This window comes from Pseudonocardia oceanicola (assembly GCF_047200735.1).
In the GTDB taxonomy this organism is placed as follows: Bacteria; Actinomycetota; Actinomycetes; order Mycobacteriales; family Pseudonocardiaceae; genus Pseudonocardia.
Genome location: NZ_JBJZON010000006.1, coordinates 243,220 through 268,507 on the forward strand (window position 1 = coordinate 243,220; position 25,288 = coordinate 268,507).

Annotated in this window: 22 protein-coding genes; 11 read left to right on the forward strand and 11 right to left on the reverse strand. The window is 74.8% G+C overall.

Annotated features, from left to right (window positions below):
- Positions 1–77 precede the first annotated feature (77 nt).
- Positions 78–1,193: a sodium:calcium antiporter gene (locus ACL02T_RS12250; RefSeq protein ID WP_412830773.1), complete on the reverse strand. Its 1,116-nt coding sequence runs from the start codon at positions 1,191–1,193 to the stop codon at positions 78–80.
- Between the two features lie 212 nt (positions 1,194–1,405).
- Here ACL02T_RS12250 and cobT point away from each other — a divergent pair, with 212 nt between their 5' ends.
- Both cobT and ACL02T_RS12260 read left to right on the forward strand, forming a co-directional pair.
- Positions 1,406–2,467: a nicotinate-nucleotide--dimethylbenzimidazole phosphoribosyltransferase gene (gene cobT / locus ACL02T_RS12255; RefSeq protein WP_412830774.1), complete on the forward strand. Its 1,062-nt coding sequence runs from the start codon at positions 1,406–1,408 to the stop codon at positions 2,465–2,467.
- Between the two features lie 43 nt (positions 2,468–2,510).
- Entirely contained in the window at positions 2,511–3,245 is a 735-nt protein-coding gene (locus ACL02T_RS12260) for an adenosylcobinamide-GDP ribazoletransferase (RefSeq protein ID WP_412830775.1), read from the forward strand.
- Between the two features lie 93 nt (positions 3,246–3,338).
- On the opposite strand, the gene ACL02T_RS12265 is transcribed toward ACL02T_RS12260, so the two are convergent.
- From ACL02T_RS12265 to ACL02T_RS12275, 3 genes are read right to left on the reverse strand one after another with little or no spacing between them, the layout of a single operon-like run.
- Positions 3,339–4,448: a branched-chain amino acid aminotransferase gene (locus tag ACL02T_RS12265; protein WP_412830776.1), complete on the reverse strand. Its 1,110-nt coding sequence runs from the start codon at positions 4,446–4,448 to the stop codon at positions 3,339–3,341.
- 53 nt (positions 4,449–4,501) lie between these two features.
- Complete coding sequence (gene gcvT, locus ACL02T_RS12270; protein WP_412830777.1) at positions 4,502–5,602, reverse strand: glycine cleavage system aminomethyltransferase GcvT; 1,101 nt, start codon at positions 5,600–5,602, stop codon at positions 4,502–4,504.
- A gap of 22 nt (positions 5,603–5,624) precedes the next feature.
- Positions 5,625–6,971, reverse strand: a complete 1,347-nt coding sequence (locus ACL02T_RS12275; RefSeq protein ID WP_412830778.1) for an APC family permease — start codon at positions 6,969–6,971, stop codon at positions 5,625–5,627.
- A 247-nt stretch (positions 6,972–7,218) separates the two neighbouring features.
- Here ACL02T_RS12275 and ACL02T_RS12280 point away from each other — a divergent pair, with 247 nt between their 5' ends.
- A complete protein-coding gene (locus tag ACL02T_RS12280) occupies positions 7,219–8,769 on the forward strand; it encodes a leucyl aminopeptidase (RefSeq protein WP_412830779.1) in 1,551 nt (516 codons plus the stop codon).
- A 335-nt stretch (positions 8,770–9,104) separates the two neighbouring features.
- On the opposite strand, the gene ACL02T_RS12285 is transcribed toward ACL02T_RS12280, so the two are convergent.
- The gene (locus ACL02T_RS12285) at positions 9,105–9,827 is read right to left on the reverse strand and encodes a hypothetical protein (protein ID WP_412830780.1); all 723 of its coding nucleotides are present in this window, start codon (positions 9,825–9,827) and stop codon (positions 9,105–9,107) included.
- Positions 9,828–9,926: 99 nt separating this feature from the next.
- Here ACL02T_RS12285 and ACL02T_RS12290 point away from each other — a divergent pair, with 99 nt between their 5' ends.
- Positions 9,927–10,736: an SDR family NAD(P)-dependent oxidoreductase gene (locus ACL02T_RS12290; protein ID WP_412830781.1), complete on the forward strand. Its 810-nt coding sequence runs from the start codon at positions 9,927–9,929 to the stop codon at positions 10,734–10,736.
- Positions 10,737–10,764: 28 nt separating this feature from the next.
- On the opposite strand, the gene ACL02T_RS12295 is transcribed toward ACL02T_RS12290, so the two are convergent.
- The gene (locus ACL02T_RS12295) at positions 10,765–11,118 is read right to left on the reverse strand and encodes an oxidoreductase (RefSeq protein ID WP_412830782.1); all 354 of its coding nucleotides are present in this window, start codon (positions 11,116–11,118) and stop codon (positions 10,765–10,767) included.
- Between the two features lie 153 nt (positions 11,119–11,271).
- Here ACL02T_RS12295 and lpdA point away from each other — a divergent pair, with 153 nt between their 5' ends.
- The 5 genes from lpdA (at position 11,272) to lipB (ending at position 17,691) form a co-directional block, all read left to right on the forward strand.
- Positions 11,272–12,642: a dihydrolipoyl dehydrogenase gene (gene lpdA, locus ACL02T_RS12300; RefSeq protein ID WP_412830783.1), complete on the forward strand. Its 1,371-nt coding sequence runs from the start codon at positions 11,272–11,274 to the stop codon at positions 12,640–12,642.
- A gap of 48 nt (positions 12,643–12,690) precedes the next feature.
- Positions 12,691–14,511: a 2-oxoglutarate dehydrogenase, E2 component, dihydrolipoamide succinyltransferase gene (gene sucB, locus ACL02T_RS12305; RefSeq protein WP_412830784.1), complete on the forward strand. Its 1,821-nt coding sequence runs from the start codon at positions 12,691–12,693 to the stop codon at positions 14,509–14,511.
- A gap of 159 nt (positions 14,512–14,670) precedes the next feature.
- The gene (locus ACL02T_RS12310) at positions 14,671–15,561 is read left to right on the forward strand and encodes a TIGR01777 family oxidoreductase (protein ID WP_412830785.1); all 891 of its coding nucleotides are present in this window, start codon (positions 14,671–14,673) and stop codon (positions 15,559–15,561) included.
- Entirely contained in the window at positions 15,558–16,844 is a 1,287-nt protein-coding gene (locus ACL02T_RS12315) for an FAD-dependent oxidoreductase (protein ID WP_412830786.1), read from the forward strand. Before ACL02T_RS12310 ends, ACL02T_RS12315 begins: the two co-directional genes overlap by 4 nt.
- Before the next feature lie 85 nt (positions 16,845–16,929).
- Positions 16,930–17,691 carry a lipoyl(octanoyl) transferase LipB gene (lipB, locus tag ACL02T_RS12320; RefSeq protein ID WP_412830787.1) on the forward strand — a complete coding sequence of 254 codons (762 nt, stop codon included), beginning with the start codon at positions 16,930–16,932 and terminating at the stop codon, positions 17,689–17,691.
- 50 nt (positions 17,692–17,741) lie between these two features.
- Here lipB and ACL02T_RS12325 read toward each other — a convergent pair whose 3' ends face one another.
- From ACL02T_RS12325 to ACL02T_RS12340, 4 genes are all read right to left on the reverse strand, one after another.
- Complete coding sequence (locus ACL02T_RS12325) at positions 17,742–19,889, reverse strand: bifunctional polysaccharide deacetylase/glycosyltransferase family 2 protein (RefSeq protein ID WP_412830788.1); 2,148 nt, start codon at positions 19,887–19,889, stop codon at positions 17,742–17,744.
- A gap of 12 nt (positions 19,890–19,901) precedes the next feature.
- Positions 19,902–20,684: a hypothetical protein gene (locus ACL02T_RS12330; RefSeq protein WP_412830789.1), complete on the reverse strand. Its 783-nt coding sequence runs from the start codon at positions 20,682–20,684 to the stop codon at positions 19,902–19,904.
- Complete coding sequence (locus tag ACL02T_RS12335) at positions 20,681–21,730, reverse strand: glycoside hydrolase family 18 protein (RefSeq protein WP_412830790.1); 1,050 nt, start codon at positions 21,728–21,730, stop codon at positions 20,681–20,683. The genes ACL02T_RS12330 and ACL02T_RS12335 overlap by 4 nt, the downstream gene beginning before the upstream one ends.
- 159 nt (positions 21,731–21,889) lie before the next feature.
- Entirely contained in the window at positions 21,890–22,810 is a 921-nt protein-coding gene (locus ACL02T_RS12340) for an LLM class F420-dependent oxidoreductase (RefSeq protein WP_412830791.1), read from the reverse strand.
- Positions 22,811–22,889: 79 nt separating this feature from the next.
- Here ACL02T_RS12340 and lipA point away from each other — a divergent pair, with 79 nt between their 5' ends.
- Positions 22,890–23,894, forward strand: coding sequence for a lipoyl synthase (gene lipA / locus ACL02T_RS12345; RefSeq protein ID WP_412830792.1), 1,005 nt, complete (start codon positions 22,890–22,892; stop codon positions 23,892–23,894).
- Between the two features lie 72 nt (positions 23,895–23,966).
- A complete protein-coding gene (locus ACL02T_RS12350) occupies positions 23,967–24,695 on the forward strand; it encodes a DUF4191 domain-containing protein (RefSeq protein ID WP_412830793.1) in 729 nt (242 codons plus the stop codon).
- A gap of 120 nt (positions 24,696–24,815) precedes the next feature.
- Here ACL02T_RS12350 and ACL02T_RS12355 read toward each other — a convergent pair whose 3' ends face one another.
- The gene (locus tag ACL02T_RS12355) at positions 24,816–25,274 is read right to left on the reverse strand and encodes an RDD family protein (RefSeq protein WP_412830794.1); all 459 of its coding nucleotides are present in this window, start codon (positions 25,272–25,274) and stop codon (positions 24,816–24,818) included.
- Positions 25,275–25,288 lie beyond the last annotated feature (14 nt).

Consider the following 25,288-nt stretch of genomic DNA (forward strand, 5'->3'; position numbering starts at 1 on the left):
GCCGACCGCGCGAGCTGCAGGACGTGGTCGTGCCCGGCCCGGTGCCGGCTCCCGCCCGGGAGCCGGGGCGGCCCCGGTCAGTCGCTGTCGAGCGGGACCCCGCCGAAGAGCACCAGGCTCACGACGAAGTAGGCGACGTACAGGGCGAGCAGCACGGCCCCGTGCCAGCGACGCAGCCGGCCGGTCGCCAGGAAGGCCGCTGCGAGCAGCGTCATCACCAGCAGGACCGGGAGGTGCCAGGACAGCACCCCGCGGTCGACGGTGATCGTCCCGCCGGCGAGCAGGATGATCCCGATCTTGCCGGTCGCCGAGAACACCACGCTGCCGACGACGTTGGCGACACCGATCTCCGGCGCGCCCCGGCGGGCGGGTTCGACCGTGAGGAAGATGTCCTCGAGGGAGAGCGCCAGCGTCGCGATCGTGACGCCGAAGACGGTGCCGGTGATCTCGAACGTGTCGAGGATCCCGTCCGTGCCCCGGGCCGCGACGAACGCCCCGACGACGAGTCCGACCAGCGCCAGCACGGCGAGCGCGAGTCCGCCCCACGGGGAGCGCCGGCGCGCCTTCAGGAACCCCTGGTCGATGCGCAGGTCGTCCGGGAGGTCGAAGCCGCCGCGCCCGCCCGCCCGGTCGGCCGAGCCGTCCCCTCCGGCCGGGTCTGCCTCGCCGCCGTCGTGCGGGAGGGTGATCGTCGTGCCGTCGGCGCCGACCTTCTCCAGTTGCTCGTAGAGCTCCGCGTTGCGGAAGACCGGCCGTCGCGAGGCGTACTCGCGGTAGGCGATCCAGCCCACGAAGGCCACGAACAGGAGCACCAGCACGACGCCGAGGAGGGGCGTCAGCACCCCGGTCAGCGCGAGGGCGAACAGCACCACGGGCGCCACCACGAAGAGTGCGAGGTAGTCCTTGGGGACGTCCACGCGGCACGGCGCGACGAGCGCCGCCAGTGCGAGGACGATGCCGGTCATCGCGATCGTCGTCCCGATCACGGTGCCCAGGGCGACCTGTTCGAGGCCCTCGACGTTCAGCACGACACCGAACGCGAGATCGTCGAACTCGATCCCGGTGAAGACGACCGCGATGAGGAACAGCGAGATCGCCCATCGGCTGGCGACCCCCACCAGGTGTCCGATCAGTTTCTCGGCGCTGTAGACCAGCACCGCGATGCCCAGGACGAATTCGATGATCGGGATCACGGGCGGCTCCTCGCACTGATGCCGGAAAGAGCGCATTCGATAGTGATCGCCGCCACTCTGTGATGCAATGGCTTGACAATGACCCAGGAGCAGGACTAGCGGCCGACGGAAGGGCCCGCCACCGGCTCGTCGTGGCCGGTCGTCCTGCGCCCGCCCGACGTCCGGGGCGGGCTGCCGAACGGGCCGCGCGCCGCGGACGGTAGGAAGAGCGCGTGAGCGAGAGCCCCTTCCCCGAGGTCCCCGCACCCGATCTCGAGGCGCGGCGCGAGGCCGTCGCCCGCTACGAGGCACTGGCGGTGCCGGCGGGCGGGCTGGGCGTGCTCGCCGACCTCGGACTGTGGCTGGCGTCGATGCAGGGTGTGTGCCCGCCACGGCCGCCCGCGCGGGCCCGCGTCGTCGTCGTAGCCGCGGACCACGGCATCGCCGCGGCCGGCGTCTCCGCGTACCCGCCGGAGGTCACCGCCCGGCAGGTCGCGGCCGCGCTCGAGCAGTCGGCGCCGGTGGCGGTGACGGCGTCGGTCGCGGGGGCCTCGGTCCGGGTGGTCGACGCCGGGCTCGACCGCGAGGCCGTGTTGCCCGGCCAGGACCGCTTCAGGGTCCGCCGGGGCAGCGGCCGGATCGACAGAGAGGACGCGCTGAGCGCCGAGGAGGTGGAGACCGCGATCCGCATCGGCCGCGCGCTGGCCGACGAGGAGGTCGACTCCGGGGCCGACCTGCTGGTCCCCGCCTCGCTGGGGGTCGGTGCGACCACTCCGGCGTCGACCCTGGTCGCGGCGGTGACGGGGGCCGAGCCGGTCGCCGTCGTCGGGCGCGGGTCCGGCATCGGCGACGATGCGTGGATGCGCAAGGCCGCGGCGATCCGCGACGCGCTGCGCCGGGCGAAGCCGCACGTCCGTGACCCGTACGCGCTGCTGCGGACCGCCGGTGGCGCCGACCTCGCCGTCCTCGCCGGCTTCCTGGTCCAGGCCGCGCTGCGCCGGACCCCCGTGCTGCTCGACGGGCTGGTGGTCGGCGCGGCGGGCCTGCTGGCCGATGACCTGGCCCCGGGCGCGCACCAGTGGTGGCTCGCCGCCCAGCAGTCCCCCGAGCCCGCGATGACGCTGGTGCTGCAGCACCTGCAGCTCGTGCCCGTCCTGGACCTGCAGGTCCGCCAGGGCGACGGCACGGGCGCGGTCGCCGTGCTCCCACTCGTCCAGGCCGCCGCACGGCTGCTCGGCGAGACCGCGACCGCGCAGGCCAGCGGGATCGCGCCGGTGCGCGCCGTCGCCGGATGACCCCCGGCGCGCGCCGCCGCGTCCGACGGGCGCGGAGCACCGCATGAAGGGGCTGGCCCTGGCCCTGAGCTGGCTGAGCGTGCTGCCGGTCCGCACCGGCGAACCGACGGCGCAGGTCGCCGCCGGGGCGCTGCGCTGGGCACCGGTGGTCGGGGCGGGGCTCGGCGCCGGCGCGGGGCTGATCGTCTGGGGGCTCGCCGCGCTGGGCGTCCCCGGGCTGGTGGCGGGGCTGCTCGCCGTCGGGCTGCTGGCGCTCGGGACGCGCGGGATGCACGTCGACGGGCTCGCCGACACCGCCGACGGCCTGGGCTGCTTCGGCCCTCCGGAGCGCGCGCTCGCGGTGATGAAGGACGGCGGCGCGGGCCCGTTCGCCGTGGTGACGCTGCTGGTGGTGCTGGGGGTGCAGGCGGGGGCGCTGGGCTCGTACCCGGCGGGCTGGCAGGTCGTCGCGGCCGCCGCGCTCGCCGCCGCCACCGGGCGCGCCGGCTTCTGCTGGGTCGCACGGCATGGGGTGCCCGCGGCGCGCCCGGGCGGGCTCGGAGCCCTGGTCGCGCAGTCGCAGCCGGTCTGGGTGGCGCCGGCGTGGTGGCTGCTGTCGGCCGTAGCGGGCTACGCGCTCGCGGGCTGGCGCGGCCCGGCCGGCGTCGGGCTGGCGGCGGTGGTCGTGGTCGGGCTGTCGGCCCACACCGCACGCCGCTTCGGCGGGATGTCCGGCGACGTCCTCGGCGCGGCCGCCGAGCTCGGCACCGCGGCCGTCCTCCTGCTCCTGGCTACCTGACCGCACGACGGCTCCACGAGGCGACCCCGGAGCCGACCGAGCGCAGCGTCCGACGAGCGCATCATGGTTCCCTACGGCGATCGATCGGCGGGGTCAGAGCGCCGTCATCCAGCCGTGGGTGTCCGTACCGGTGCCCCGCTGGATGTCGGTGAGCAGCGTGCGCAGGCGCATGGTGACCGCGCCGGGCTCGCCGTCCGCCACGCGGATGGACCCGACGCCGTCGTTCTCGCTGAACTTGACCGTCCCGACCGGGGTGATCACCGCGGCGGTGCCGCAGGCGAACACCTCGGTGATGGCGCCGTCGGCACACCCCGTCAGCCACTCCCGCGCGGAGATCTTGCGCTCGGTGACCTGGCAGCCGATCTCCTTGCCCAGCGTCAGCAGCGAGTGCCGGGTGACGCCCTCGAGGATGCTGCCGGACAGCTCCGGCGTGACCAGCTCGGCCGACTCCCCGGAGCCGAAGACGAAGAACAGGTTCATCCCGCCCATCTCCTCGACCCACCGCTTCTCGGCGGCGTCGAGGTAGGCGACCTGCGCGCACCCGTGCTGCGCGGCCTGGGCCTGCGGGAGCAGCGAGGCGGCGTAGTTCCCGCCGCACTTCGCGGTGCCGGTGCCGCCGATCGCGGCGCGGGTGAAGTCCGTGCACAACCAGACGTCGACGGGCTTGACCCCGCCCGGGAAGTACGCGCCGGCCGGCGAGGCGATCAGCAGGAACAGGTACGAGTCGGCGGGCCTGACGCCCAGCCCGACCTCGGTGGAGATCATGAACGGCCGCAGGTAGAGCGACTCCTCGCCGCCGGCCGGAGGCACCCAGGCGCGGTCGACCGCGATCAGCTCGCGCAACGCGGCCATGAACAGCTCGTCCGGCAGCTCGGGCATGCCCAGCCGCACCGCGGACCGCCGGAATCGCGCCGCGTTCTCCTCCGGCCGGAACGACGCGATGGTGCCGTCCGGCTGGCTGTACGCCTTGAGGCCCTCGAAGATCTCCTGCCCGTAGTGCAGGACCATCGTGGCCGGGTCGAGCGTGAGCGGCCCGTACGGCTCGACCCGGAAGTCGTGCCAGCCCTCGTCGGAGGTCCAGCGGATCGAGACCATGTGGTCGGTGAAGTAGCGGCCGAACCCCGGCGCGGCCAGGATCTCGGCGCGCCGCTGGTCGGAGGCCGGGGCGGGGTTCGGGGTTCGGGTGAACAGCGGCGCGCTCATGGGTGAACGGTAACCCGGCGGGCAAGGCACGCGTCAGCCGGTCGAGTGCCCGATCACCGGACGTGCGACGGCACGAAGGGCGGCGTGACCACCCGTGCGTCCAGCGCCCGCCCGCGCACGTCGACGGTGACGAGGTCGTCCGCCGCGACGCCCGCCGCCGTGTCGATCAACGCGAGCGCGATGCCGGTCCGCAGGGTCGGCGAGAAGGTGCCCGAGGTCGTCACACCGACCGGTTCGCCCGCCTTCAGCACGGTCATCCCCGAACGCGGGACCCCGCGTCCGGTCGCCCGCAGCCCGCGCAGCCGCCGCGCCGGGCCGGCCTCGCGCTCGCCCAGCAGCGCCTCGCGGCCCCAGAACGCCGGCTTCGACCAGCCGACCGCCCACGAGCTGCCCGCCTGCACCGGCGTGATCTCCTCGCTCAGGTCCTGGCCGTGCAGCGGGTAGCCCATCTCGGTGCGCAGGGTGTCCCGCGCGCCCAGGCCGCACGGCCGCCCGCCGAGCGGCTCCGCGCCGGTGAGCAGCCCGTCCCAGACGGCGGCGGCCTGCTCGGCCGGCACCAGCAGCTCGTAGCCGTGCTCGCCGGTGTAACCGGTGCGGCAGACCCGGACGGCGCCGGCGTCGGCGAACGCCATGTAGTCCAGTCCGGAGACGCCGGGGAACCCGGCGAACAGGGTGGGGAGCAGCTCGGCGGAGCGCGGGCCCTGCACGGCGATCACGGCGAGCTCGCGGTGCCGGTCGACGATCTCGATCCCGGCCGGCGACGCCGCGCGCAGGAGCTCGGCGACCCGGGCGGCGTTGGCGGCGTTGGGGACCAGGAGGACCTCGTCCGGTCCGTCGAGGTAGCAGATCAGGTCGTCGACCACGCCCCCGGAATCCGTGCAGCACAGCGTGTACTGCGCCTTGCCCGGCGCGATCCTCCCGAGGTCGGCGGTGAGGCAGGAGTTGACGAAGTCGGCCGCACCGGCCCCGCGGACCAGGAGTTTGCCGAGGTGGCTGACGTCGAAGATCCCGACCGCCTCGCGGACCGCGGTGTGCTCGGCCACCGTGCCGGCCGGGTAGGCGATCGGCATCGACCAGCCGCCGAAGGCGCCCAGGGTCGCCCCCAGCGCGACGTGCCGGTCGTGCAGCGGTCCGGTGATCAGCTCGTCGCTCACGGGCGAACCGTACCGAGGAACCCTACGCGGCCTGCTCCCCCGGCGGCTCCTCCTGTTCCGCCGGCGGTCTCCGGCGGGCCCGCAGCGCCGACAGCTCGGCCAGCCCCCAGCCGACGAGCAGGGCGCCGAGGGTGATCAGCACGGACGACCGGGGCAGCAGCGCGGCCAGGCCCAGACAGAGCACGAACCCGACGGCCGGCACCCAGGCCGGGGTCCGCCGTCCGGACACCCGCAACGCGGCCGCGTGCACGAGCGCGTAGTGCAGCAGCATCGCGCAGGCCGACAGCGCGATGGAGGCGATCGGCCCGGCGAGCACGGCGACCAGGATCGCCAGGGCCGCGCCGAGGACGTCGGACCGCCAGGGCGCGCCGCTGCCGCAGACCTTCGCGAACGAGCGGGGCAGGTCCTCGCGGGTGCCCATCTCCATGGCGGTGCGGCTGATCCCGATCAGCACGGCGAGCAGCGTCGAGCCGGCCGCCGCGGCCGCGCCGATCCGCACGAGCACGCCCAGCGCGGGCGCCTGGCCGGTGTCGACGAGGGCCACCAGCGGGGCGTGCTCCTCGCCGATCCGGTCCGTGCCGAGGCCCATCAGCAACGCCCCGGCGACCGCGAGGTAGGTCAGGGTGCAGACGCCGAGGGCGATCGGGATCGCGCGGCGCAGGGTCCGGGCCGGGGTGCGGACCTCCTCGCGGTAGGTCGCCACGTTGGCGAACCCGACGAACGCGAAGAACACGAGCCCCGCCGCGGACAGCACACCCAGCGCGCCCGGCGACGCCTGCGGCACGGGCACCGCGACCCCGCGGGCCTCCCCCGCCGCGGTCACCGACGCCGAGACCGTCTGTTCCCCGCCGGGCCCCAGCAGCCCGACGACGACCACCACGACCAGCACCGCCAGCGTGCCGCCGGCGAGCAGCCAGGAGGACCGGGCGGTGGTCCGGACCCCGACGATGTTGAGCACCGAGGCCGCGACGATCATGACGATCGCGGCCACCAGCGGGTTCGACGGCAGCACGTACGCCCCGAACACCCCCGCGGCGGCCGCCGCGGAAGCCACCCCGCCGATCAGCAGCGTGACTCCGGCGAGCCGGCCCGCGACCGGGTGCAGGCGCTCGCGGGCCGCGCCGTAGCCCGCGGTGTACCCGGCGGAGAAGCTCGCCCCGCCCGCGCCGCCCGCGAGCACCAGCTCCGCGGTCGACAGCACGCACGCCCCGGCGACGACGGCGGCGAGCAGCACCGCGAGCAGCAGCCACGGCCCCGCGGCGGCGCCCGCCGGGGCGAAGACGGCGAACACTCCCGATCCGAGCATGGCGACGAGCCCGAGCACCACCACGTCGGCGGTACCCAGACGACGGCCCAGGGTCGTAGCCACAGGACCACCATCGCATCCGACCCTGCGCGAAACGGACCCGCGACGGTGTCATTAGCATTTCGAAGAGGTCTCGCCGGGCACTCGGGCCGCCCGTCCCCGGCCGGAGCGGCGCCCGGGCCCGGTGATTCCCGCCCGTCGTGCCGCCGTACCCACGCCGTGCCCCCGCCGGGGCCCGGCGGCGGTGCGGCGACCGAGCGACCCGACCGAGCGGCCCGACGGGGCCGATCCCGACCGGAGGAGATCCGCCTTGACGACCACCGCCCTGCAGCCCGGCACCCGCATCGGCGCCCTGGAGGGCTCCGCCGCGGCGGCGGAGGCCGACGTCCTCGTCGTCGGTGTGCTGCCGGGCGGGAACGGCGACGACGGCGGTGACGGCACCGGCGCGACGAACGGCGCCGGGACCGAGCCGGTCCTCGCGCCCGGCGCCGAGGAGATCGACGCCGCCTTCGACGGCACCCTCGCCGGGCTGCTCGCGCTCGCCGGAGCCACCGGCAAGGTCGAGGAGGTCGTCAAGCTGCCCTCGCGGGGCACGGTCGGTGCACCGCTCGTCGTCGGGGTCGGCCTCGGCAAGCCCGACGAGTCCGGTGCGGTCCCCGCGGACCAGGTGCGGCGGGCGTCGGGCGCGGTGGCCCGGGCGCTGGCCGGCAGCGGTCGCGTGGTCAGCACCCTCGGTGCGGTGGACCTGACCGCCGCCGCCGAAGGGGTGCTGCTCGGCGCCTACCGGTTCACCGCCTTCAAGGGCGACCCGGCGGCCGGGAAGAAGCCGATCACGTCCGTCGAGTTCCCGGGCGCCGACGCCGACGTGCTGGAGCACGCCTTCGCCGTCGCCCAGGCGGTCACCACCGCCCGCGACCTGATCAACACCCCGCCCAACGCCCTCTACCCCGAGACCTTCGCCGCCCGGGCCCGCGAGCTCGGCGAGGCGGCCGGGCTGGAGGTCGAGGTGCTCGACCACGAGGCGCTGGCCGCCGGCGGCTACGGCGGGATCCTCGGCGTCGGGCAGGGCTCGTCGCGGCTGCCGCGGCTGGTCCGGCTGCACTGGGCGGGCGGGGAGAACCCGGCGAAGAAGGTCGCGCTGGTCGGCAAGGGCATCACCTTCGACACCGGCGGCATCTCGATCAAGCCCGCGGCGAACATGGACCACATGACCTCGGACATGTCCGGGGCCGCCGCCGTGATCGCGACGACGGTGCTGGCTGCGAAGCTGCAGCTGCCGGTGGCCGTGACCGCGACCGTGCCGATGGCCGAGAACATGCCCTCGGACACCGCGTACCGGCCCGGGGACGTGCTGTCGATGTACGGCGGCAAGACCGTCGAGGTGCTGAACACGGACGCGGAGGGCCGGCTGATCCTGGCCGACGCGATGGTGCGTGCGGCCGAGGACGAGCCGGACTACCTCGTCGAGACCTCCACCCTCACCGGCGCGCAGATGGTCGCGCTCGGCACCCGCACCGCCGGTGTGATGGGCAGCGACGACTTCCGCGACCGGGTCGCCGCGCTGGGTCGCGCCGCCGGCGAGGACGCCTGGGCGATGCCACTGCCCGAGCACCTGCGCGGCGAGCTCGACTCCCGGATCGCCGACCTGGCCAACGTCACCGGCAACCGCTTCGGCGGCATGCTCGCGGCCGGGATCTTCCTGCGCGAGTTCGTCGCGGAGGGGCTGCCGTGGGCGCACATCGACATCGCCGGCCCCTCGTTCAACACCGGTGGCCCCTGGGGGTACACGCCCAAGGGCGGCACGGGCGTCCCGGTCCGCACCCTGGTCGCCCTCCTCGAGGACATCGCCGCGCACGGCTGACCCGCGGATCGCTCGAGTTCCCGCGAGTCGCGCCCTGGGCCCCCGCGAGTCGCGCCCTGGGCTCCCGCGAGTCGGGCACTCCGGCACGGGCGGTTCCACGAGCGTCGGGGCGGTGGCGGCGACGCCGGCCCGGGCGCGCGCCGGCTGAAGATCGACGTTCGCGTGCGGTGAGCGCGGTGTCCGCGAGCGCCGCTGCACCCGAACGGCGATCACTCGCCCGGCCGCGCAACCATGATCGGCACCCGCGTGTACCCAGGGTTCAGCTGGCCACCCTGGAAGCAGAGCAACGGTGATCTTGGTTCGCGCGTCGGGCGCTGACGCACCGCGCGTCGGGGCTACGCCGGGGCGGACCCGCGGCGGGTGCGGCGGAGGGTGCGGCGGCGGAGGGAGCGGCGGCGGAGGGAGCGGCGGCGGACCACCGCGCCGACGACCACGGCGGCGATCGAGCACAGGGGCGAGGGGAAGCCGAGGAGCAGGCTCAGCGCCACGTCCGCCACCGGAGCGGCGACGACCACCGCGAACACCCAGGGCGGCGCGGTCGGGAGGGTGACCGGCCGCCCGCCGCGGGTGCCCCACCGGGTGCGGCCGCCGGGCTTGGCGACCGACAACCAGGCCTGTACGGCGATCGCGCCCGCCATCAGCGCGGTGCCCACGACCAGGGCGGGCGAGACGCGAAGGGTGTCGGCGGCGGTGTCCAGCGCTCGCGACAGGACGAAGATCCCGAGGTAGAGCTGCACCAGGGTGATGACGAGCTTGGTCAGGACCCACCGGTGCACCGCCAGCCCCCACGCGGTGCCGAGCGAGAGCACCAGGCCGGTCGCTCCGGAGGTGTTGGCCAGCGGCGCGAGCAGCCGGGTGTCGAGGTGGTGGGCCGCCTCGACCGCCCACGGCGCGCCGCCCCGCAGGGCCGGGACGAGCAGCGCGAAGAGGGCGAGGGCGCAGGTCATCCAGCCCACCGAGGACAGCAGGTGGACCCAGACGGCGAGCCGGCGCCAGGTCCGGGCGGAACCACGGGCGGCGCCGGACGGGCCCGGCCGGGAGGGCGTTGCGGGAGGCACCTCCCGAGTCCACCCGCCGGGGACGGACCGGACATCCGGGGAGCCCCCGATCGGCGTCGGGGGCTCCCCGGAGGGCTACCCGTGGGTAGGGTCGCGCCCGTGATCCGCCGCCGTGTCGCCCACTCGGTCCCCGCAGGCTCCCGCTCGGCCGTCGTCACCGGCGGCGCACGCGGCATCGGCGCCGCGGTCGCCCGCGAGCTCGCCGGGCGCGGCTACCGGGTCCTCGTCACCGACGTCGACGGGCCCGCGGCGAAGGCCGCGGCCGCCGAGATCGGCGGCGAGTCCGCCGCCTACGACGTCACCGACCCGGCGGCGGCGCGCGCGATCGCGGCCCGCGCCCGCGACCTGGCCCCGCTCGGCGCCTGGGTGAGCAACGCGGGCGTCGGCACCGGCGGCCCGCTCGCCGAGCTGACCGACGCCGAGGCCCGGGCCCTGGTGGAGATCAACCTGCTGGGCCCGGTGTGGGGCTCCCGGGCGGCGATCGCGGCCTTCCGCGAGCAGGGCGACGGGGGCGACCTCGCGATCACCGCCTCGCTGTCCGGGCTCGGTCCGGTGCCCGGCCTGTCCCTCTACGCCGCGACGAAGGCGGCGGTGCTCTCGCTCGCCTCCGCCCTGTCCGCGGAGGTGCGGGCGGACGGCATCCGCGTGCACGCGATCAATCCCGACGGCGTCGCGACCGCCCTGCTCGACACGATGGAGCCGCGAGCGCGGGCGCTCGTCCGCTCGGGTGTACTGCTCACCCCGGACCGCGTGGCCGCCGAGCTGGTCGGCCTGTTCGGCACGGGGCGCGTCTACCGGACGGTCCCGGGCTGGCGCGGCGCGATGATGCGGCTCACCGCCCTGGCCCCCGGCCCGCTGCTGCGCGCCGCCCCGGTGATGCAGGCGATCGGCGCACGCAAGAGCCGGTAGCACGGGTCCGGCCGGGTCCCGGCCCCGTTCAGCCCAGGCCGCCGAGCTCTCCCAGCCCGCGCCGTCGCTCCCGCTCGCGCAGCACCCGCTGCCGTGCGTCGTGGTCGCGCATCCGCTGCGGATAACCGACGAGTTGGACGTCGTAGACCGGGATCGTCAGGGACCGGGCGAGCTTGCGGGCGCCCTCGGGTCCGGCGACCCGACGCCGCGTCCATTCGCCGTCCTTGGCCACGAGGACCATCGTCGTCTCGGTCACGGCGGTACGGGGCTCGACGAACGCCTCCACTCCCTCGCGCACCGCGGCCCACGCGCGCAGGTACTCGGCGTCCGCGGCCGCGGCACCACGCCGTCGACCGGCGCGCTTGCGACCGAACAGTCCCATCGGGCCTCCGCTCCTCGTCGGCTACCCGACCAACGCGTGACCTGTCCGGATTTCTCCCGGACCTGTTCCAGCGACTGCCGCCGACGAGTGACAAGATGGGGCCGCCCCGGACCGAGCACCGGGTCGCCGACGCCGCGAGTGAGGAGAACGGACGTGCCGGAACGGACTGCCGACCTGGTGATCCTCGGCGGTGGGTCCGGCGGCTACGCGTGCGCGTTGCGCGCGGCGGAGCTGGGCATGTCGGTGGTGCTGGTGGAGAAGGACAAGCTCGGCGGCACCTGCCTGCACCGCGGCTGCATCCCCACCAAGGCCCTGCTGCACGCGGCCGAGGTGGCCGACGCCGCCCGCGACGGCGCCAAGGTCGGCGTGCTCTCCCAGCTGGTCGGCATCGACATGACCGGGGTCAACACCTACAAGGACGGCGTCGTCGGCCGCCTCTACAAGGGCCTGCAGGGCCTGGTGACGAGCCGCAGGATCGAGCTCGTCGAGGGCGCCGGCACCTTCCGCGGGCCGAGGTCGGTCGAGGTCGACGGCACCACCTACACCGGCCGCCACGTCGTGCTGGCCACCGGCTCGTACTCCAAGACCCTGCCCGGGCTGGAGATCGGCGGCCGGATCCTCACGTCCGACCAGGCCCTGACCCTCGACGAGGTGCCGCAGCGGGTGGTGGTGCTCGGCGGCGGCGTGATCGGGGTCGAGTTCGCCTCGGTGTGGCGCAGCTTCGGCGCGGAGGTCACCGTGGTCGAGGCCCTGCCCAGGCTCGTGCCCAACGAGGACGAGTTCGCCTCGAAGCTGCTCGAACGCGCCTTCCGCCGCCGCAAGATCACCACCAAGACCGGGGTCAAGTTCACCGGCGCGAAGCAGACCCGCGACTCCGTCACCGTCTCCCTGGAGTCCGGCGAGGAGATCGAGGCCGACCTGCTGCTGGTCGCGGTCGGGCGCGGCCCGAACACCACCGGCCACGGCTACGACGAGGCCGGGCTGGCCATGGACCGCGGGTTCGTCACCACCGACGACCGGCTGCGCACCAACCTCGACGGCGTCCACGCCGTCGGCGACATCGTCGCCGGCCTGCAGCTGGCCCACCGCGGCTTCGCCCAGGGCATCTTCGTCGCCGAGGACATCGCCGGCCTGGACCCCCGCCCGATCGACGAGGCCGGCATCCCGCGGGTCACCTACTGCGAGCCCGAGGTCGCCTCGGTCGGCCTGACCGAGGCGCAGGCCAAGGAGCGGCACGGCGAGGTCGAGACCCTCACCTACGACCTCGGCGGCAACGGCAAGTCCCAGATCCTGCAGACCTCCGGCGCCATCAAGCTCGTGCGCGCGAAGGACGGCCCGGTGGTCGGGATCCACATGGTCGGTGCCCGCGTCGGCGAACTCGTCGGCGAGGCCCAGCTCGTCTACAACTGGGAGGCCGAACCCGGCGACGTCGCCCCGCTCGTCCACGCCCACCCCACCCAGAACGAGGCGTTCGGCGAGGCACACCTCGCCCTGGCCGGCAAACCCCTGCACACCCACGGCTGAGGTCCCACGGACCGCACCACCGCACGTCGAAAGAGGATCCGAGCAGACATGGCCTTCTCCGTCCAGATGCCCGCCCTCGGTGAGAGCGTCACCGAAGGCACCGTCACCCGCTGGCTCAAGGCGGAGGGCGACACCGTCGAGGTCGACGAGCCGCTGCTCGAGGTCTCCACCGACAAGGTCGACACCGAGATCCCGTCCCCGGTCGCCGGCGTCCTGCAGCGGATCGTGGCCGGCGAGGACGAGACCGTCGAGGTCGGCGGCGAGCTCGCCCTGATCGGCGACGAGGGTGCCGACGAGGGCGCCGCGCAGCCCGAGGCCCAGCCCCGCTCCGAGGCGGCCGAGCCGCGGTCCGAGGCGGCCGAGGAGCCGGAGCCCGCGCAGGCCGAGGCGCCCCAGCAGCAGGAGGAGCCGCAGGAGGCTCCGAGGGCCTCGACCGGGTCGTCCTCCGGCGGCGGCACCCCGGTGACCATGCCCGAGCTGGGCGAGTCGGTCACCGAGGGCACCGTGACCCGCTGGCTCAAGCAGGTCGGCGACACCGTCGAGGTCGACGAGCCGCTGCTCGAGGTCTCCACCGACAAGGTCGACACCGAGATCCCGTCGCCGATCGCCGGCACGGTCCTCGAGCTGTCGGTCGGCGAGGACGACACGGTCGAGGTCGGCGGCCGGCTCGCGGTCATCGGCGACCAGGACTCCGCGCCGGCGCCGGCCGAGGAGAAGACCCCCGAGCCCCCGGCGGCCGAGGCCCCCAGGACCGAGGAGCCGAAGCAGGAGGCCCCGAGGGAGCCGGTGAAGCAGGAACAGGCCGCCCCGGAGCCGGCCGAGCCGGAGACCGAGGACACCGCGCGCGCCACCGAGACCGCGCCCAGCCCGTCCGGCAACGGACAGGCCGAGACCAAGGGCAGCTCCACGCCGCCGTACGTCACCCCGCTGGTGCGCAAGCTGGCCGCGGAGCACGGCGTGGACCTCGACCAGGTCGAGGGCTCGGGCGTCGGCGGGCGTATCCGCAAGCAGGACGTCCTCGCCGCCGCCGAGGCGGCCAAGGCCCCGGCCCCCGCGGCGGCCCCCGAGCAGCCGGCCGCGGCCACCGCGCCGACCGGTGCGCCGAAGGAGCCCACGACGGTGCCGGCGCGCGCCGCCGACGCCCCGCAGCCGGGCACCACGGTGAAGATGACGCGCCTGCGCCAGATCATCGCCCAGCGGATGAGCGAGTCGCTGCACACCTCGGCGCAGCTGACCACCGTGCAGGAGGTCGACGTCACCCGCATCGCCACGCTGCGGGCGCGGGCCAAGGCCGCCTTCGAGCAGCGTGAGGGGGTCAAGCTCACCTACCTGCCGTTCTTCGCGAAGGCCACGGTCGAGGCGCTCAAGGCCTTCCCGGTCGTCAACGCCTCGATCTCCGAGGACGGCAAGCAGATCGAGTACCACGGCAACGTCCACCTGGCGATCGCGGTCGACACCCCGCGCGGGCTGCTCGTCCCGGTGATCAAGAACGCCGAGGACCTGTCGCTGGCCGGGCTCGCCCGCAAGATCGCCGACGTCGCGGCCCGCACCCGGGACAACACGATCAAGCCCGACGAGCTGTCCGGCGGCACCTTCACCATCACCAACATCGGCAGCGCCGGGGCGCTGTTCGACACGCCGATCATCAACCAGCCGCAGGTCGCGATCCTCGGTACCGGCGCGATCGCGAAGGAGCCGAGGGTCGTGGCGGGGCCGGACGGCGAGGACGCCATCGCCGTGCGGTCGGTCTGCTACCTCCCGCTGACCTACGACCACCGGATCGTCGACGGCGCCGACGCCGGCCGGTTCGTCAGCGCGATCCGTGCCCGCCTCGAGGAGGGCGCGTTCGAGGCCGAGCTGGGCCTCTGATCCCGTGGTGAGTGGCGGCGAACGGCCGCCGCTCACGAGATCACACCGAGCGCACGGCCGGGGGGTTCCGCAGGTCGCGGGGCCCTCCGGCCGTCGCCACGGCTCTGCTCCGGCGCGCCCGGGTCGCGCCTCCCGGCCGGGTTCGGAAGGATCCGGTCCGTGCGCGTCGTCGTCGCCGGTTCGTCCGGCCTGATCGGAACCGCTCTGGTCGCCGGCCTGCGGGAGGCCGGCCACGAGGTCGTGCGGCTCGTCCGCCGCACCCCGTCCGCGCCCGACGAGCGGGGCTGGGACCCGCCGTCCGGCTCGATCGACGAGGGTGCGCTCGACGGGGCCGGGGCGGTGGTCGGCCTGGGCGGGGTCGGGCTCGCCGACCGGCCGTGGAGCGGGGCGCGCAAGCAGGCGATCCGCGACAGCCGCAACGTCCCGACCGAGGTCCTGGCCACGGCCGTCGCCCGCGCCGGGGTCCCGACCATGATCAGCGCGTCGGGTGTCGGCTACTACGGCGACGCCGGGCCGGACGAGATCGACGAGTCCGCGCCCTCCGGGGAGGGGTTCCTCGCCGACGTCTGCCGGGACTGGGAGGCCGCGACCGTGCCGGCCGACGAGGCGGGCGCCCGGGTGGTGCGGCTGCGCACCGGGCTGGTGCTCTCGCCGTCGGGCGGTCTGCTCGCGCTGATGCGGCCGGTCTGGAAGTCCTTCCTCGGCGCGCGGATCGGCAGCGGCGAGCAGTACATGTCCTGGGTCTCGCTCGACGACGAGATCGCCGCCATCCGGTTCGCCGTCGAGAACGAGGCGCTGCGGGGGCCGGTCAACGTCACCGGGCCGACGCCGGTCCCCAACAAGGTCTTCACCCAGACCCTGGCGGGTGCGGTCGGCCGGCCCGCTCCGCTGGTCGTTCCCGCGGTCGTGGTGAACACCGTGCTGGGCGAGATGGGGCGCGAGACGCTGCTGTTCTCTCAGCGGGCGATGCCGCGGGCGCTGCTCGGCGCCGGCTTCTCGTTCCGGCACACCACGCTCGCCGACGCCCTCTCCGCGGCCGTGCGCACGTGAGCGGACCCGACACCGACGTCGTGGTCGTCGGCGCCGGCGTGGCGGGGCTGCGGGCCGCGCGGATCCTGCGCCGCCGCGGCCTCGACGTCACCGTGCTGGAGGCGGCCGACCGGGTCGGCGGCCGCATCGCGACCGACGTCGTGGACGGCTTCCGCTGCGACCGCGGCTTCCAGGTCCTCCACACCGCCTACCCCGCCCTGCGCACCGTCCTCGGGCCGGACGGGGTGGAGTCGCTGGCCGCACGCCCGTTCGTCCCGGGTGCGGCGATCCGGACCGCCGACGGGTCGCTGCACCGGTTCGTCAACCCGCTGCGCAGCCCCACCGGCGCGCCCGCCTCCCTGCGCGCGCTCCCACCCGCCGACCTGGCGAAGCTCGCGGGGTGGACCATGCGGGTGCTGGCCACCCCGCCGGGGCGCACCGCCCGACGCACCGCCCGGTCGGCGGCCGCCGACCTGGCCGCGGCCGGGCTGGGCGGCACCGCAACCGAGACCTTCCTGCGCCCCTTCCTGTCCGGGGTGCTCGCCGAGCGGGAGCTGGCGACGAGCGAGGGCTTCGTGCGGCTGGTGTGGCGGAGCTTCGCGCTCGGCCGGATCTTCGTGCCGGCGGACGGCATGGAGGCCCTCCCCCGGCGCCTCGCCGCCGGGGTGCCGGTCCGGCTGCACGCCCCGGTCGAGCACGTCACCGGTGGCCCGGCTCCGGCCGTCCACACGGGTGGGGAGGTGATCGCCGCCCGCGCCGTCGTGGTGGCCACCGACGGTGAGACGGCCGCGCGGCTGCTCCCCGACCTGGCCGCACCGGAGACCCGCACGCTCTCGACCTGGTACCACACCATGGCGGAGCCCCCGGCCGACGAACCGGTCCTGCACCTCGACGGGACCGGCGGGCCCGTCGTCAACACCGTCGTGCTCACCGCGGCGGCGCCGGAGTACTCGGCCTCCGGCCGCCCGCTGGTGTCCTCGACGGTCGTCGGCCCGGCGATCCCCGAGCCCGAGGTGCGTCGCGAGCTGGCCCGGATCCACGGCACCGGTACGGACGACTGGGAGCTCGTGCACACCGCGGAGGTCCGCGGGGCACTGCCCGCCTTCCTCCCCGACCGCCCGGTGCGCAGCGGGGTGGCGCTCGGCGAGGGGCTGTACGTGTGCGGGGACCACCGGGACACCCCGTCGACACAGGGCGCCCTGGTCAGCGGCCGGCGGGCGGCCGCGGAGGTGCTGCGCGCCCTCGCCCGAGAACCCGTCGACCCCGAAGCCGGGGCTCCGTCGAGCGACGTGGCGATCCGCTGATCCCCTGCACAGCAACGGCTGTGAGGTCCCTGTGGTGTGACCACACCCGCCCTGCCGGGCCGGGACGCGGGCGTACTCTGGGCCGGTGGCCAGCCAGGGAACCTCGTGCCGCCGCTCCCCCAACCCCGTTCGGGTGGACCTGCTCGGCACGGTCGACTACCTCACCGCCTGGGACGGGCAGCGCGCCAACGCCGAGGCGCGGCGCGCCGGTACCGGACCGGACGTGCTCATGCTCCTCGAGCACCCGTCGGTGTACACCGCGGGCAAGCGGACCCGCCCGGAGGACCGTCCGACGGACGGCACCCCCGTCATCGACGTCGACCGCGGGGGTCGGATCACCTGGCACGGCCCCGGCCAGCTCGTCGGCTACCCGATCGTCTCGCTGGGCGAGCCCCTCGACGTCGTCGACTACGTGCGGCGGCTCGAGGAGGCCCTGATCGCGGTCTGCCACGGCATCGGCGTGAGCACCGCCGGTCGCATCGACGGCCGCAGCGGCGTGTGGCTCCCGGCCGACGACCTGCGGCCCGAGCGCAAGATCGCCGCCATCGGCGTCCGGGTACAGGGCGGCGTGACGCTGCACGGCTTCGCCCTCAACTGCGACCCGGACCTCACCGAGTTCGGCCGGATCGTGCCCTGCGGGATCACGGACGCCGGGGTGACCTCGTTGTCGGCCGAGCTGGGCCGCGAGGTGGCCACGGAGGAGGTGCTGGTGAGCGTCACCGACGCGGTGCTCGCCGCGCTCGAGGGCACGCTGCCGGTCCGCGAGCACGTCGTCCCGCGGCGCGAGGCCCCGGTCGCCGCGGACGTCGCCGGCCTGGACCTGCAGCTGCACCCCTCGCTCCACTGACCTCGTGAGTGGCGATAGTCGCCATGGCGACTATCGCCACTCACAGCGGGCTACAGGCCTGCGCCCACCGTCTTCTCCACGGGCGCGCCGCCGAAGTCGCCGGTGCGACGCAGCTTCTGCCACTTCAGCCGGATCCCCGCCAGCGCGGTCATGATCGACTGGATGAGCACCGCGTACATCAACTGCCGGTAGACGATCTGCTGGAGGGGCAGCAGCCACAGCACACCGATCCGCTCCCGCTCCAGCCGGAATGCGTAGACCGCCGCGACGAGCTGGACGAGCTGCACGCCGCCCCAGGCCAGCAGCGTGGTCACCGGGTCGAGGAAGAACAGGCCGTACACCAGGAACACGTCGACCAGCGGTGCGAGCAGGGGCAGCACCACCTGGAACAGCGCGATGTTCAGCAGGCCCACCCGACCGAAGTGACCGGCCGGCCCGCGCGCCGCGACCGACGCCCGGTGCTTCCACATCGACTGGATCGTCCCGTAGCTCCAGCGGTAGCGCTGCCGCCACAGCTGGCCGAGCGTGCCCGGCGCCTCGGTCCAGGCGCGGGCGCGCTCCTCGTAGACGACCCGCCAGCCCGCCCGGCACAGCGCCATCGTGAGGTCGGTGTCCTCGGCGAGGGTGTCGTCGCTGACACCGCCGACGTCGAGCAGCGCGGTCCGCCGGAACGCGCCGACCGCGCCCGGCACGGTCGTCATGCAGCGCCACAGGTCGTAGACGCGGCGGTCGAGGTTGAAGCCCATCACGTACTCGATGTGCTGCCACCGGGAGACCAAGCCGCGGCGGTTGGCGACCTTGGCGTTGCCGGCGACCGCACCGACCTCGGGGCGGACGAAGGGTTGCACCAGCGTCCCGACCGTCGTCGGCTCGAACACGGTGTCGCCGTCGATCATCACCACGACCTCGTGACTCGCCGCCCTGATGCCGGCGTTCAGCGCGACGGGCTTGCCGCCGTTGGGCTGCCGGATCACGCGCACCCCGGGGAGGCGGAGCCCCTCGACGATGTCCGGCGTGCCGTCCGTGGAGCCGTCGTCGACCACGATGATCTCGACCGGATGGTCGCTCGCCACCAGCGAGCGCACCGTGTGCTCGATGCACTCCTTCTCGTTGTAGGCGGGCACCACCACCGAGACGGGTTCGGTGTACCAGGGTCCGTTGCGGCTCCGGGTGGCGATCCGGCTCTGCTTCGCGTGCCGGCGGGCGACCACGATCATGATCGCCAGCCGGGCGACGACGAGCGCGCCCACCAGCAGGAGCATCCACTCCAGGGTTCGCACGATGTACGTCGAGACCGCCGCGGCGCCGACCAGGACCGTGCCGAAGGCGCGGTCCCAGACATCGGCAGGCGTGTTGGCCGTCGGTAGCCCGAGACCCTCGCTGACGGTCGTGAAGCGCCAGCCCTGCGCCTGCAGCTGCGGGATCAGTCGGTCCAGCGCGGCGACGGTCTGCGCCCGGTCCCCGCCGGCGTCGTGGAGCAGCAGGGCACCGCCGGCGTCGGAGGTCGGGGTCGAGGCCTTCTCGATGACGTCGACGCCCTTGCGTTCCCAGTCGCGGCTGTCGAAGTCGGTGAGCGCGGTGACGTAGCCGCGCCCGCCGAGCTCCCGAACGACCTCGTACTCGTTGTTGGTGAGCGCGTCGGAGCGCGAGGAGTACGGCGGCCGCACCAGGTAGGAGATCTCGCCCGTCGCACCGGCCAGGGCCAGCTGGGTCAGGGTGAGCTCGCGGTCGAGGCGGTTCGCCGACGCCTCCGCCAGGTTCGGGTGGGTGAAGGTGTGCAGGCCGACCTCGGATCCGGTGGCGCGCATCTCCCGGACCAGGTCCGGATGCTGCGCGGCCAGCGAGCCGAGCACGAAGAAGGTGCCGGGGACCCGGTACTTCTCCAGGATCTCGAGGATCTGCGGGGTCCACTCGGGGTCCGGGCCGTCGTCGAACGTCAGGGCGATCGTCTTCGCCGGGTAGCCCAGCGTGCGGACCGGGTCGTGGATGGTGTCGATGGCCGAGCCGCCCTCGTGCACCGCGACGGGGACCCGGTCGTCGGCGCCGCGCTCGAGGTGCCCCTCGGCGTCGTTCGAGGTCGTGGCGGTGAGGACGCCGTTGAGGAGCAGCACGGCGACGAACGTCGCCAGCACCACCACGGCGACCACGAACTTGCCGGCGGAGAAGGAGCTCGCGCGCCGGCGGCGGGAACGGGACATGACCTGCCTGCTCTACGCGGGGGGCGGGACGGGGGTCGTGGTGGTCGTCGTGACGACGACCGGCGCCGTCGTGGTCGTGGTCGTCGGGGCCGGGTTGGTCGGCACCGGGGTGGTCGTCCTCGGGATGGCCGGGGGTGTCGTCGCGGTGGTCGCCGGTGGGGTGCTCGTGGCGGGGGGCGGCGTCGGGTCGGCCGGCGGGTTCGTGGTGGGCGGGGTCGTGGGGTCCGGCTCGCCCTCCGTGTCCGGCGGGGTCGTCGGGTCGGCCGGGGTCGTCGGGTCGGCCGGGGTCGTCGGGTCGGCCGGGACCGGGCCCGCCGGGGTCGTCGGGCCGGTGGGGGCTGCCGGGTCACCCGGTGCCGGGGCGGGCGCCGCCGGAGCCGCACCCGCCGCAGCCGGCGCGAGCGGAGCCGCGGGCAGCCCGGCCAGCGGGGCGATCACGCCCGCGGCGCCGGCCGTCGTCGCGCCCGTGGCGGCGGTCACGCCGGAGCCGGTGACGACCTCGCCGATCAGGCCGTCCCGGAACGGCGGGGCCGCCGGGCGCAGTTCGCCCTCGGTGTCGTCCGAGGCCTCGGCCTCGGGCACGGGCAGCAGGTCGCCGAGCACGGGGATGTCCAGCATCGGGGTGCGCTGCCCGGCCGCCAGGCTCGTCCCGACGACGATCAGGAACACCAGGCACATCGAGACCAGCCCGTACACGACCTTGCGGATCCGGCGCTGCCGGCGGCCGGTGCCGTCGACGAACACCGGGCCCCGATCGGGGTCCTCCCGGTAGGCGAGGGTGTCGTCGTCGATCATCGGGGACCTTCCTCGGGGGACGCGGCCGCCGCGTCGCGGGCGGCGAGGGTGAAGGCGAAGGGCGACTGCGCAATTCCGCTGCAGTCGAAGGAGGCGGTGGGGCGGTCGGGGCAACCGCCGTTGTCGCGGCCGACGGACCAGAAGCCGACGGTCCCGAGGCCGCGGTCGCGGGCCGCCCGGACGAGAGCGGTGGCGTCGTCGAGCGTGGTGGTCGCGCCGAGGTCGGTGCGGCCGAGCATGAAGGTGACGCCCGCGCGGGCGGCGACGGCCGCCTCGTCGGCGCCCGGCCGGATCTCGCCGAGCTGGGCGAGGACCGTGTCCGTCGCGTCGGTCATCGCATCGGCCCAGGATCCGGTGTACGGGAAGTTCATGACCATCGCGTCGACGTGGGCGTCGACCCCGGCCCGGTCGCTCGCGCGCACGAGGTCGACGGCGGGGCCGGTGAGCCCGCGGTCCGCGTCGTCGACCTTCAGGGTCAGCGTGACCGTGGCCCCGCGCTCCTCCTGCACGGTCCGCAGCGCCTCGACGACGGTGGCGACGGGGACGTCCTCCTCCACGTCGACGACGAGGTCGGTGCTGCCGACCGCGTCGAGCGCCTCGCCGTACGCGCGGGCGAGGGAGGCCGCGTCGGGGCAGGTGCTCTCGAGGTAGGTCCCCGAGGCGCCGCCGGTGGCGACGGCGACCGTGCCACCGCGGCCGGTGAGGTCGCGGGCCGCCGCGACGACGGCCGGGGCGGTGACGGGCTCGATGCCGCCCCAGGTCGGCGTGCAGCCGGTGGGCCCGGCGAGGACGAAGCCCAGGACGGCATCGGCGACCCCGGTGGCGTCGGCCATGGCGGGGAGCGGAGAGGGTGCGAGCGAGGCGTCGACGTAGGGCCGCAGCCGGGTGCCGGACGGGGGCGCGGCGGTGGCCGCGGTGTCGGCCCGAGCGGTGTCCGGTTCCGCGTCCGTCGACGGGCCCGCGCCGCAGGCCGCGAGGAGCGGCACCACGAGGGCGAGCAAGAGGCTCAGGGCCGTACGGCGCCCTGACCCGGAGTGCGTACGCACGAGCAGGTATCCCTCGTCCGAGTAATCCAGTAATGCGAACGGACTACTGCGCTGCTCCGAAATCTCACGGAGCGTGGCCGATCCTTGCATTTGGCAATCGGACGAGGGAACGCGCCTGTTACGGACTTTTCGTGAAGAAGTGACGGGCGGCGCGTCGGCCTAGCGGAGGTGCGCCGCGATGAGCTCCAGATGGTCGAGGTCGCCCAGGTCCAGCACCTGGAGGTAGACGCGGGTGATGCCGGTCCGCTCCGCCCACTGCCCCAGGCGGTCCGCGAACTCGTCCGGGGTCCCGGCGAGGCCGGTCGCCCGCAGCTCGTCGACGTCCCGGCCGATGGCCAGGGCCCGGGCCCTCACCTGCTCCTCCGTCCGGCCCATGCAGACCACCTGGGCGATGGAGCGGACGATCTCCTCCGGGTCGCGGCCCGCGGCGGCGCAGGCCTCGTCGACCCGGCGGAACTGCGCGGCGACCTCCTCCATGGACGAGAAGGGGACGTTGAACTCCGAGGCGAACCGCGCGGCCAGCGCCGGCGTGCGCCGCCTGCCCTTGCCTCCGACGATCACCGGCGGGCCGGGCTGCTGGACGGGCTTGGGCAGCGCGGGCGAGTCGGTGACGGTGTAGTGGTCGCCGGAGTACCCGAAACGCTCCCCCGGCAGCGTGCCCCACAGCCCGGTGACGATCTCCAGCTGCTCGGCGAGCCGGTCGAAGCGCTCCCGCAGGGGCGGGAACGGGATGCCGTAGGCGGCGTGCTCCGCCTCGAACCAGCCCGTACCCAGGCCGAGCTCCACCCGTCCGCCGGACATCCGGTCCACCTGCGCCACCGAGACCGCCAGCGGCCCGGGCAGCCGGAAGGTGGCCGACGACACGAGCGTGCCGAGGCGGATCCGGGACGTCTCGCGGGCCAGCCCGGCGAGCGTCAGCCAGGCGTCCGTCGGCCCGGGCTCGCCGCTGCCGCCCATCGCGAGGTAGTGGTCGGAGCGGAAGAAGGCGTCGAAACCGGCCTCCTCCGCGGTCCTCGCGACCCTGAGGAGGTCGTCGTAGTCGGCGCCCTGCTGCGGTTCGGTGAAGATCCGGAGGTCCACGCCGGGCAACGCTAGCCCGGGCCGCGCCGAGCCGCCGGAGACGGGCGTCACGCCTGATCCCGGGCGTAGGCTGGTCGCCGTGACGATCGCTCCGGAAGGCCGCAAGCTGCTCCGTCTCGAGGTCCGCAACGCCGAGACCCCGATCGAGCGCAAGCCCTCGTGGATCCGGACCAAGGCCCGCACCGGCCCGCAGTACACCGAGCTCAAGGGTCTGGTCCGCGCCGGCGGCCTGCACACCGTGTGCGAGGAGGCCGGCTGCCCCAACATCTACGAGTGCTGGGAGGACCGCGAGGCCACCTTCCTCATCGGCGGCGAGCAGTGCACCCGGCGCTGCGACTTCTGCCAGATCGACACCGGCAAGCCCGCCGAGCTGGACCGCGACGAGCCCCGCCGGGTCGCCGAGTCGGTGCGCCAGATGGGCCTGCGCTACTCCACCGTCACCGGCGTGGCCCGCGACGACCTGCCCGACGGCGGCGCCTGGCTCTACGCCGAGACCGTCCGCCGGATCCACGCGCTGAACCCCGGCACCGGCGTCGAGCTGCTGATCCCGGACTTCAACGCCAGGCCCGAGCAGCTGGCCGAGGTGTTCGGGTCCCGCCCCGAGGTGCTCGCGCACAACCTCGAGACCGTGCCCCGGATCTTCAAGCGGATCCGTCCGGCGTTCCGCTACGAGCGCTCGCTCGACGTGCTCACCGCCGCACGCGGGGACGGGCTGGTCACCAAGTCCAACCTCATCCTCGGCATGGGCGAGACCCCCGACGAGGTCACCGCCGCGCTGACCGACCTGCACGAGGCCGGCTGCGAGATCATCACGATCACCCAGTACCTGCGCCCGTCCGCGCGCCACCACCCCGTCGAGCGCTGGGTCAGGCCCGAGGAGTTCGTCGAGCACGCCGAGACCGCCGAGGAGATCGGCTTCGCGGGCGTGATGGCGGGCCCGCTGGTGCGCTCCTCGTACCGGGCCGGGCGGCTCTACGCGCAGACCGTCGCGCACCGCGGCCAGGAGCTCTCCCCCGAGCTCGCGCACCTCGCCGCCGAGGCCCCGGCGGCCCAGGAGGCCCGCTCGCTGCTCGCCCGCAGTTGAGCTGATCGGCCCGGCGGACGGGACCCCGGTCCTCGCGGCGGAACACCGCCCGGGCGACGTATCCTGGCCCGCATGGCCGGCAAGCCCGACAAGGAGACCCAGAAGCGCCTGAAGGCGGAGAAGCGCGCGGCGTCCAAGCAGCGGCGTGCGCAGATCTGGCAGGCGTTCCAGATGCAGCGCAAACAGGACAAGCTCCTGCTGCCGCTGATGATCGGGTCGGTGGTGGGCGCGGCCGTCGTCGCGTTCCTGATCGGGCTGATCTTCGGCCTCGAGTGGATCTTCCTGGCCTTCGGCATCGTCATCGGCGCGCTGATCGCGGTCAGCATCTTCGGCCGCCGGGTGCAGCGCTCGGTCTACGCGCAGGCGGAGGGCCAGCCGGGTGCGGCGGGCTGGGCGCTCGACCAGCTGCGTGGGCAGTGGCGGGTGACCCAGGGCGTCGCGGGGACCACGCACCTCGACGCCGTGCACCGGGTCATCGGCCGGCCCGGCGTGGTCCTGGTGGCCGAGGGCGCACCACACCGGGTGAAGTCGCTGCTGGCGCAGGAGAAGAAGCGCACCGCGCGCGTCGTCGGCCAGACCCCGATCTACGACGTGATCGTGGGCGACGAGGAGGGTCAGGTCCCCCTCAAGGGTCTGCAGCGGCACCTGATGAAGCTGCCGCGCAACATCAGCGCCACCGAGATGGAGTCGCTCGACGCCCGGCTCGCCGCGCTGGGCAACCGCGCCGCCGCGCTGCCCAAGGGGCCGATGCCGCAGGGCGCGAAGATGCGCAGCGTGCAGCGGACCGTCCGCCGCCGCTGACCGGACCTCGGTGGACCGCTCGCCCGTTCACCTGTCGTGAGCGGACGGGCGCCCTGGGCGCACCACTGCCGGACCAGCGGCCGGACGCTCCCACTCGTGCACCGGTGAGCGAGAGCCGGTTCAGGCGCGGGTGCGGACGACGATCGTCTGGGCGGCACGGTCGTGCCAGCCTCGACCGTCCGCGTCCCGGATGACCGGCGGGATCACCAGGCCGAGCAGCAGCGTGCGCAGAACCGCCCGGAAGCCGACCATCGCGGCCATGTCCACCCGGGCGACCCGGATGCCGACCGCGACCATCCCCGGCGTCATGCCGAAGAACGCGGTGGGCACCAGCGTGAGGACGAACCAGACCGCCCACACCCACCATCCGACCGACGAGCCACCGAGCGCGTCGAGGCCCAGGACCGCCAGGGTGAGCACGTACGCGAGCAGCCAGTCGATCGTGACCCCGGCCAGCCGCCTGCCGAACCCCGCGACCGCGCCCACGCCCTCGGCCGGCAGGCCGAACCGCTCACCCGGGTGGTCCTGCTCGTGCGCGGACGGTGAATCCGCCCTCCAGGAGTCGAGGAACCCCGCCATGGCCCCTACCCTAG

Excerpts from the sequence above, each read along its gene's own strand:
- ACL02T_RS12260 (WP_412830775.1), top strand. The coding sequence starts at position 2,511 with ATGAAGGGGCTGGCCCTGGCCCTGAGCTGGCTGAGCGTGCTGCCGGTC.
- ACL02T_RS12265 (WP_412830776.1), bottom strand. The coding sequence starts at position 4,448 with ATGAGCGCGCCGCTGTTCACCCGAACCCCGAACCCCGCCCCGGCCTCC.
- ACL02T_RS12295 (WP_412830782.1), bottom strand. The coding sequence starts at position 11,118 with ATGGGACTGTTCGGTCGCAAGCGCGCCGGTCGACGGCGTGGTGCCGCG.
- sucB (WP_412830784.1), top strand. The coding sequence starts at position 12,691 with ATGGCCTTCTCCGTCCAGATGCCCGCCCTCGGTGAGAGCGTCACCGAA.
- ACL02T_RS12325 (WP_412830788.1), bottom strand. The coding sequence starts at position 19,889 with ATGTCCCGTTCCCGCCGCCGGCGCGCGAGCTCCTTCTCCGCCGGCAAG.
- ACL02T_RS12330 (WP_412830789.1), bottom strand. The coding sequence starts at position 20,684 with ATGATCGACGACGACACCCTCGCCTACCGGGAGGACCCCGATCGGGGC.
- ACL02T_RS12350 (WP_412830793.1), top strand. The coding sequence starts at position 23,967 with ATGGCCGGCAAGCCCGACAAGGAGACCCAGAAGCGCCTGAAGGCGGAG.
- ACL02T_RS12355 (WP_412830794.1), bottom strand. The coding sequence starts at position 25,274 with ATGGCGGGGTTCCTCGACTCCTGGAGGGCGGATTCACCGTCCGCGCAC.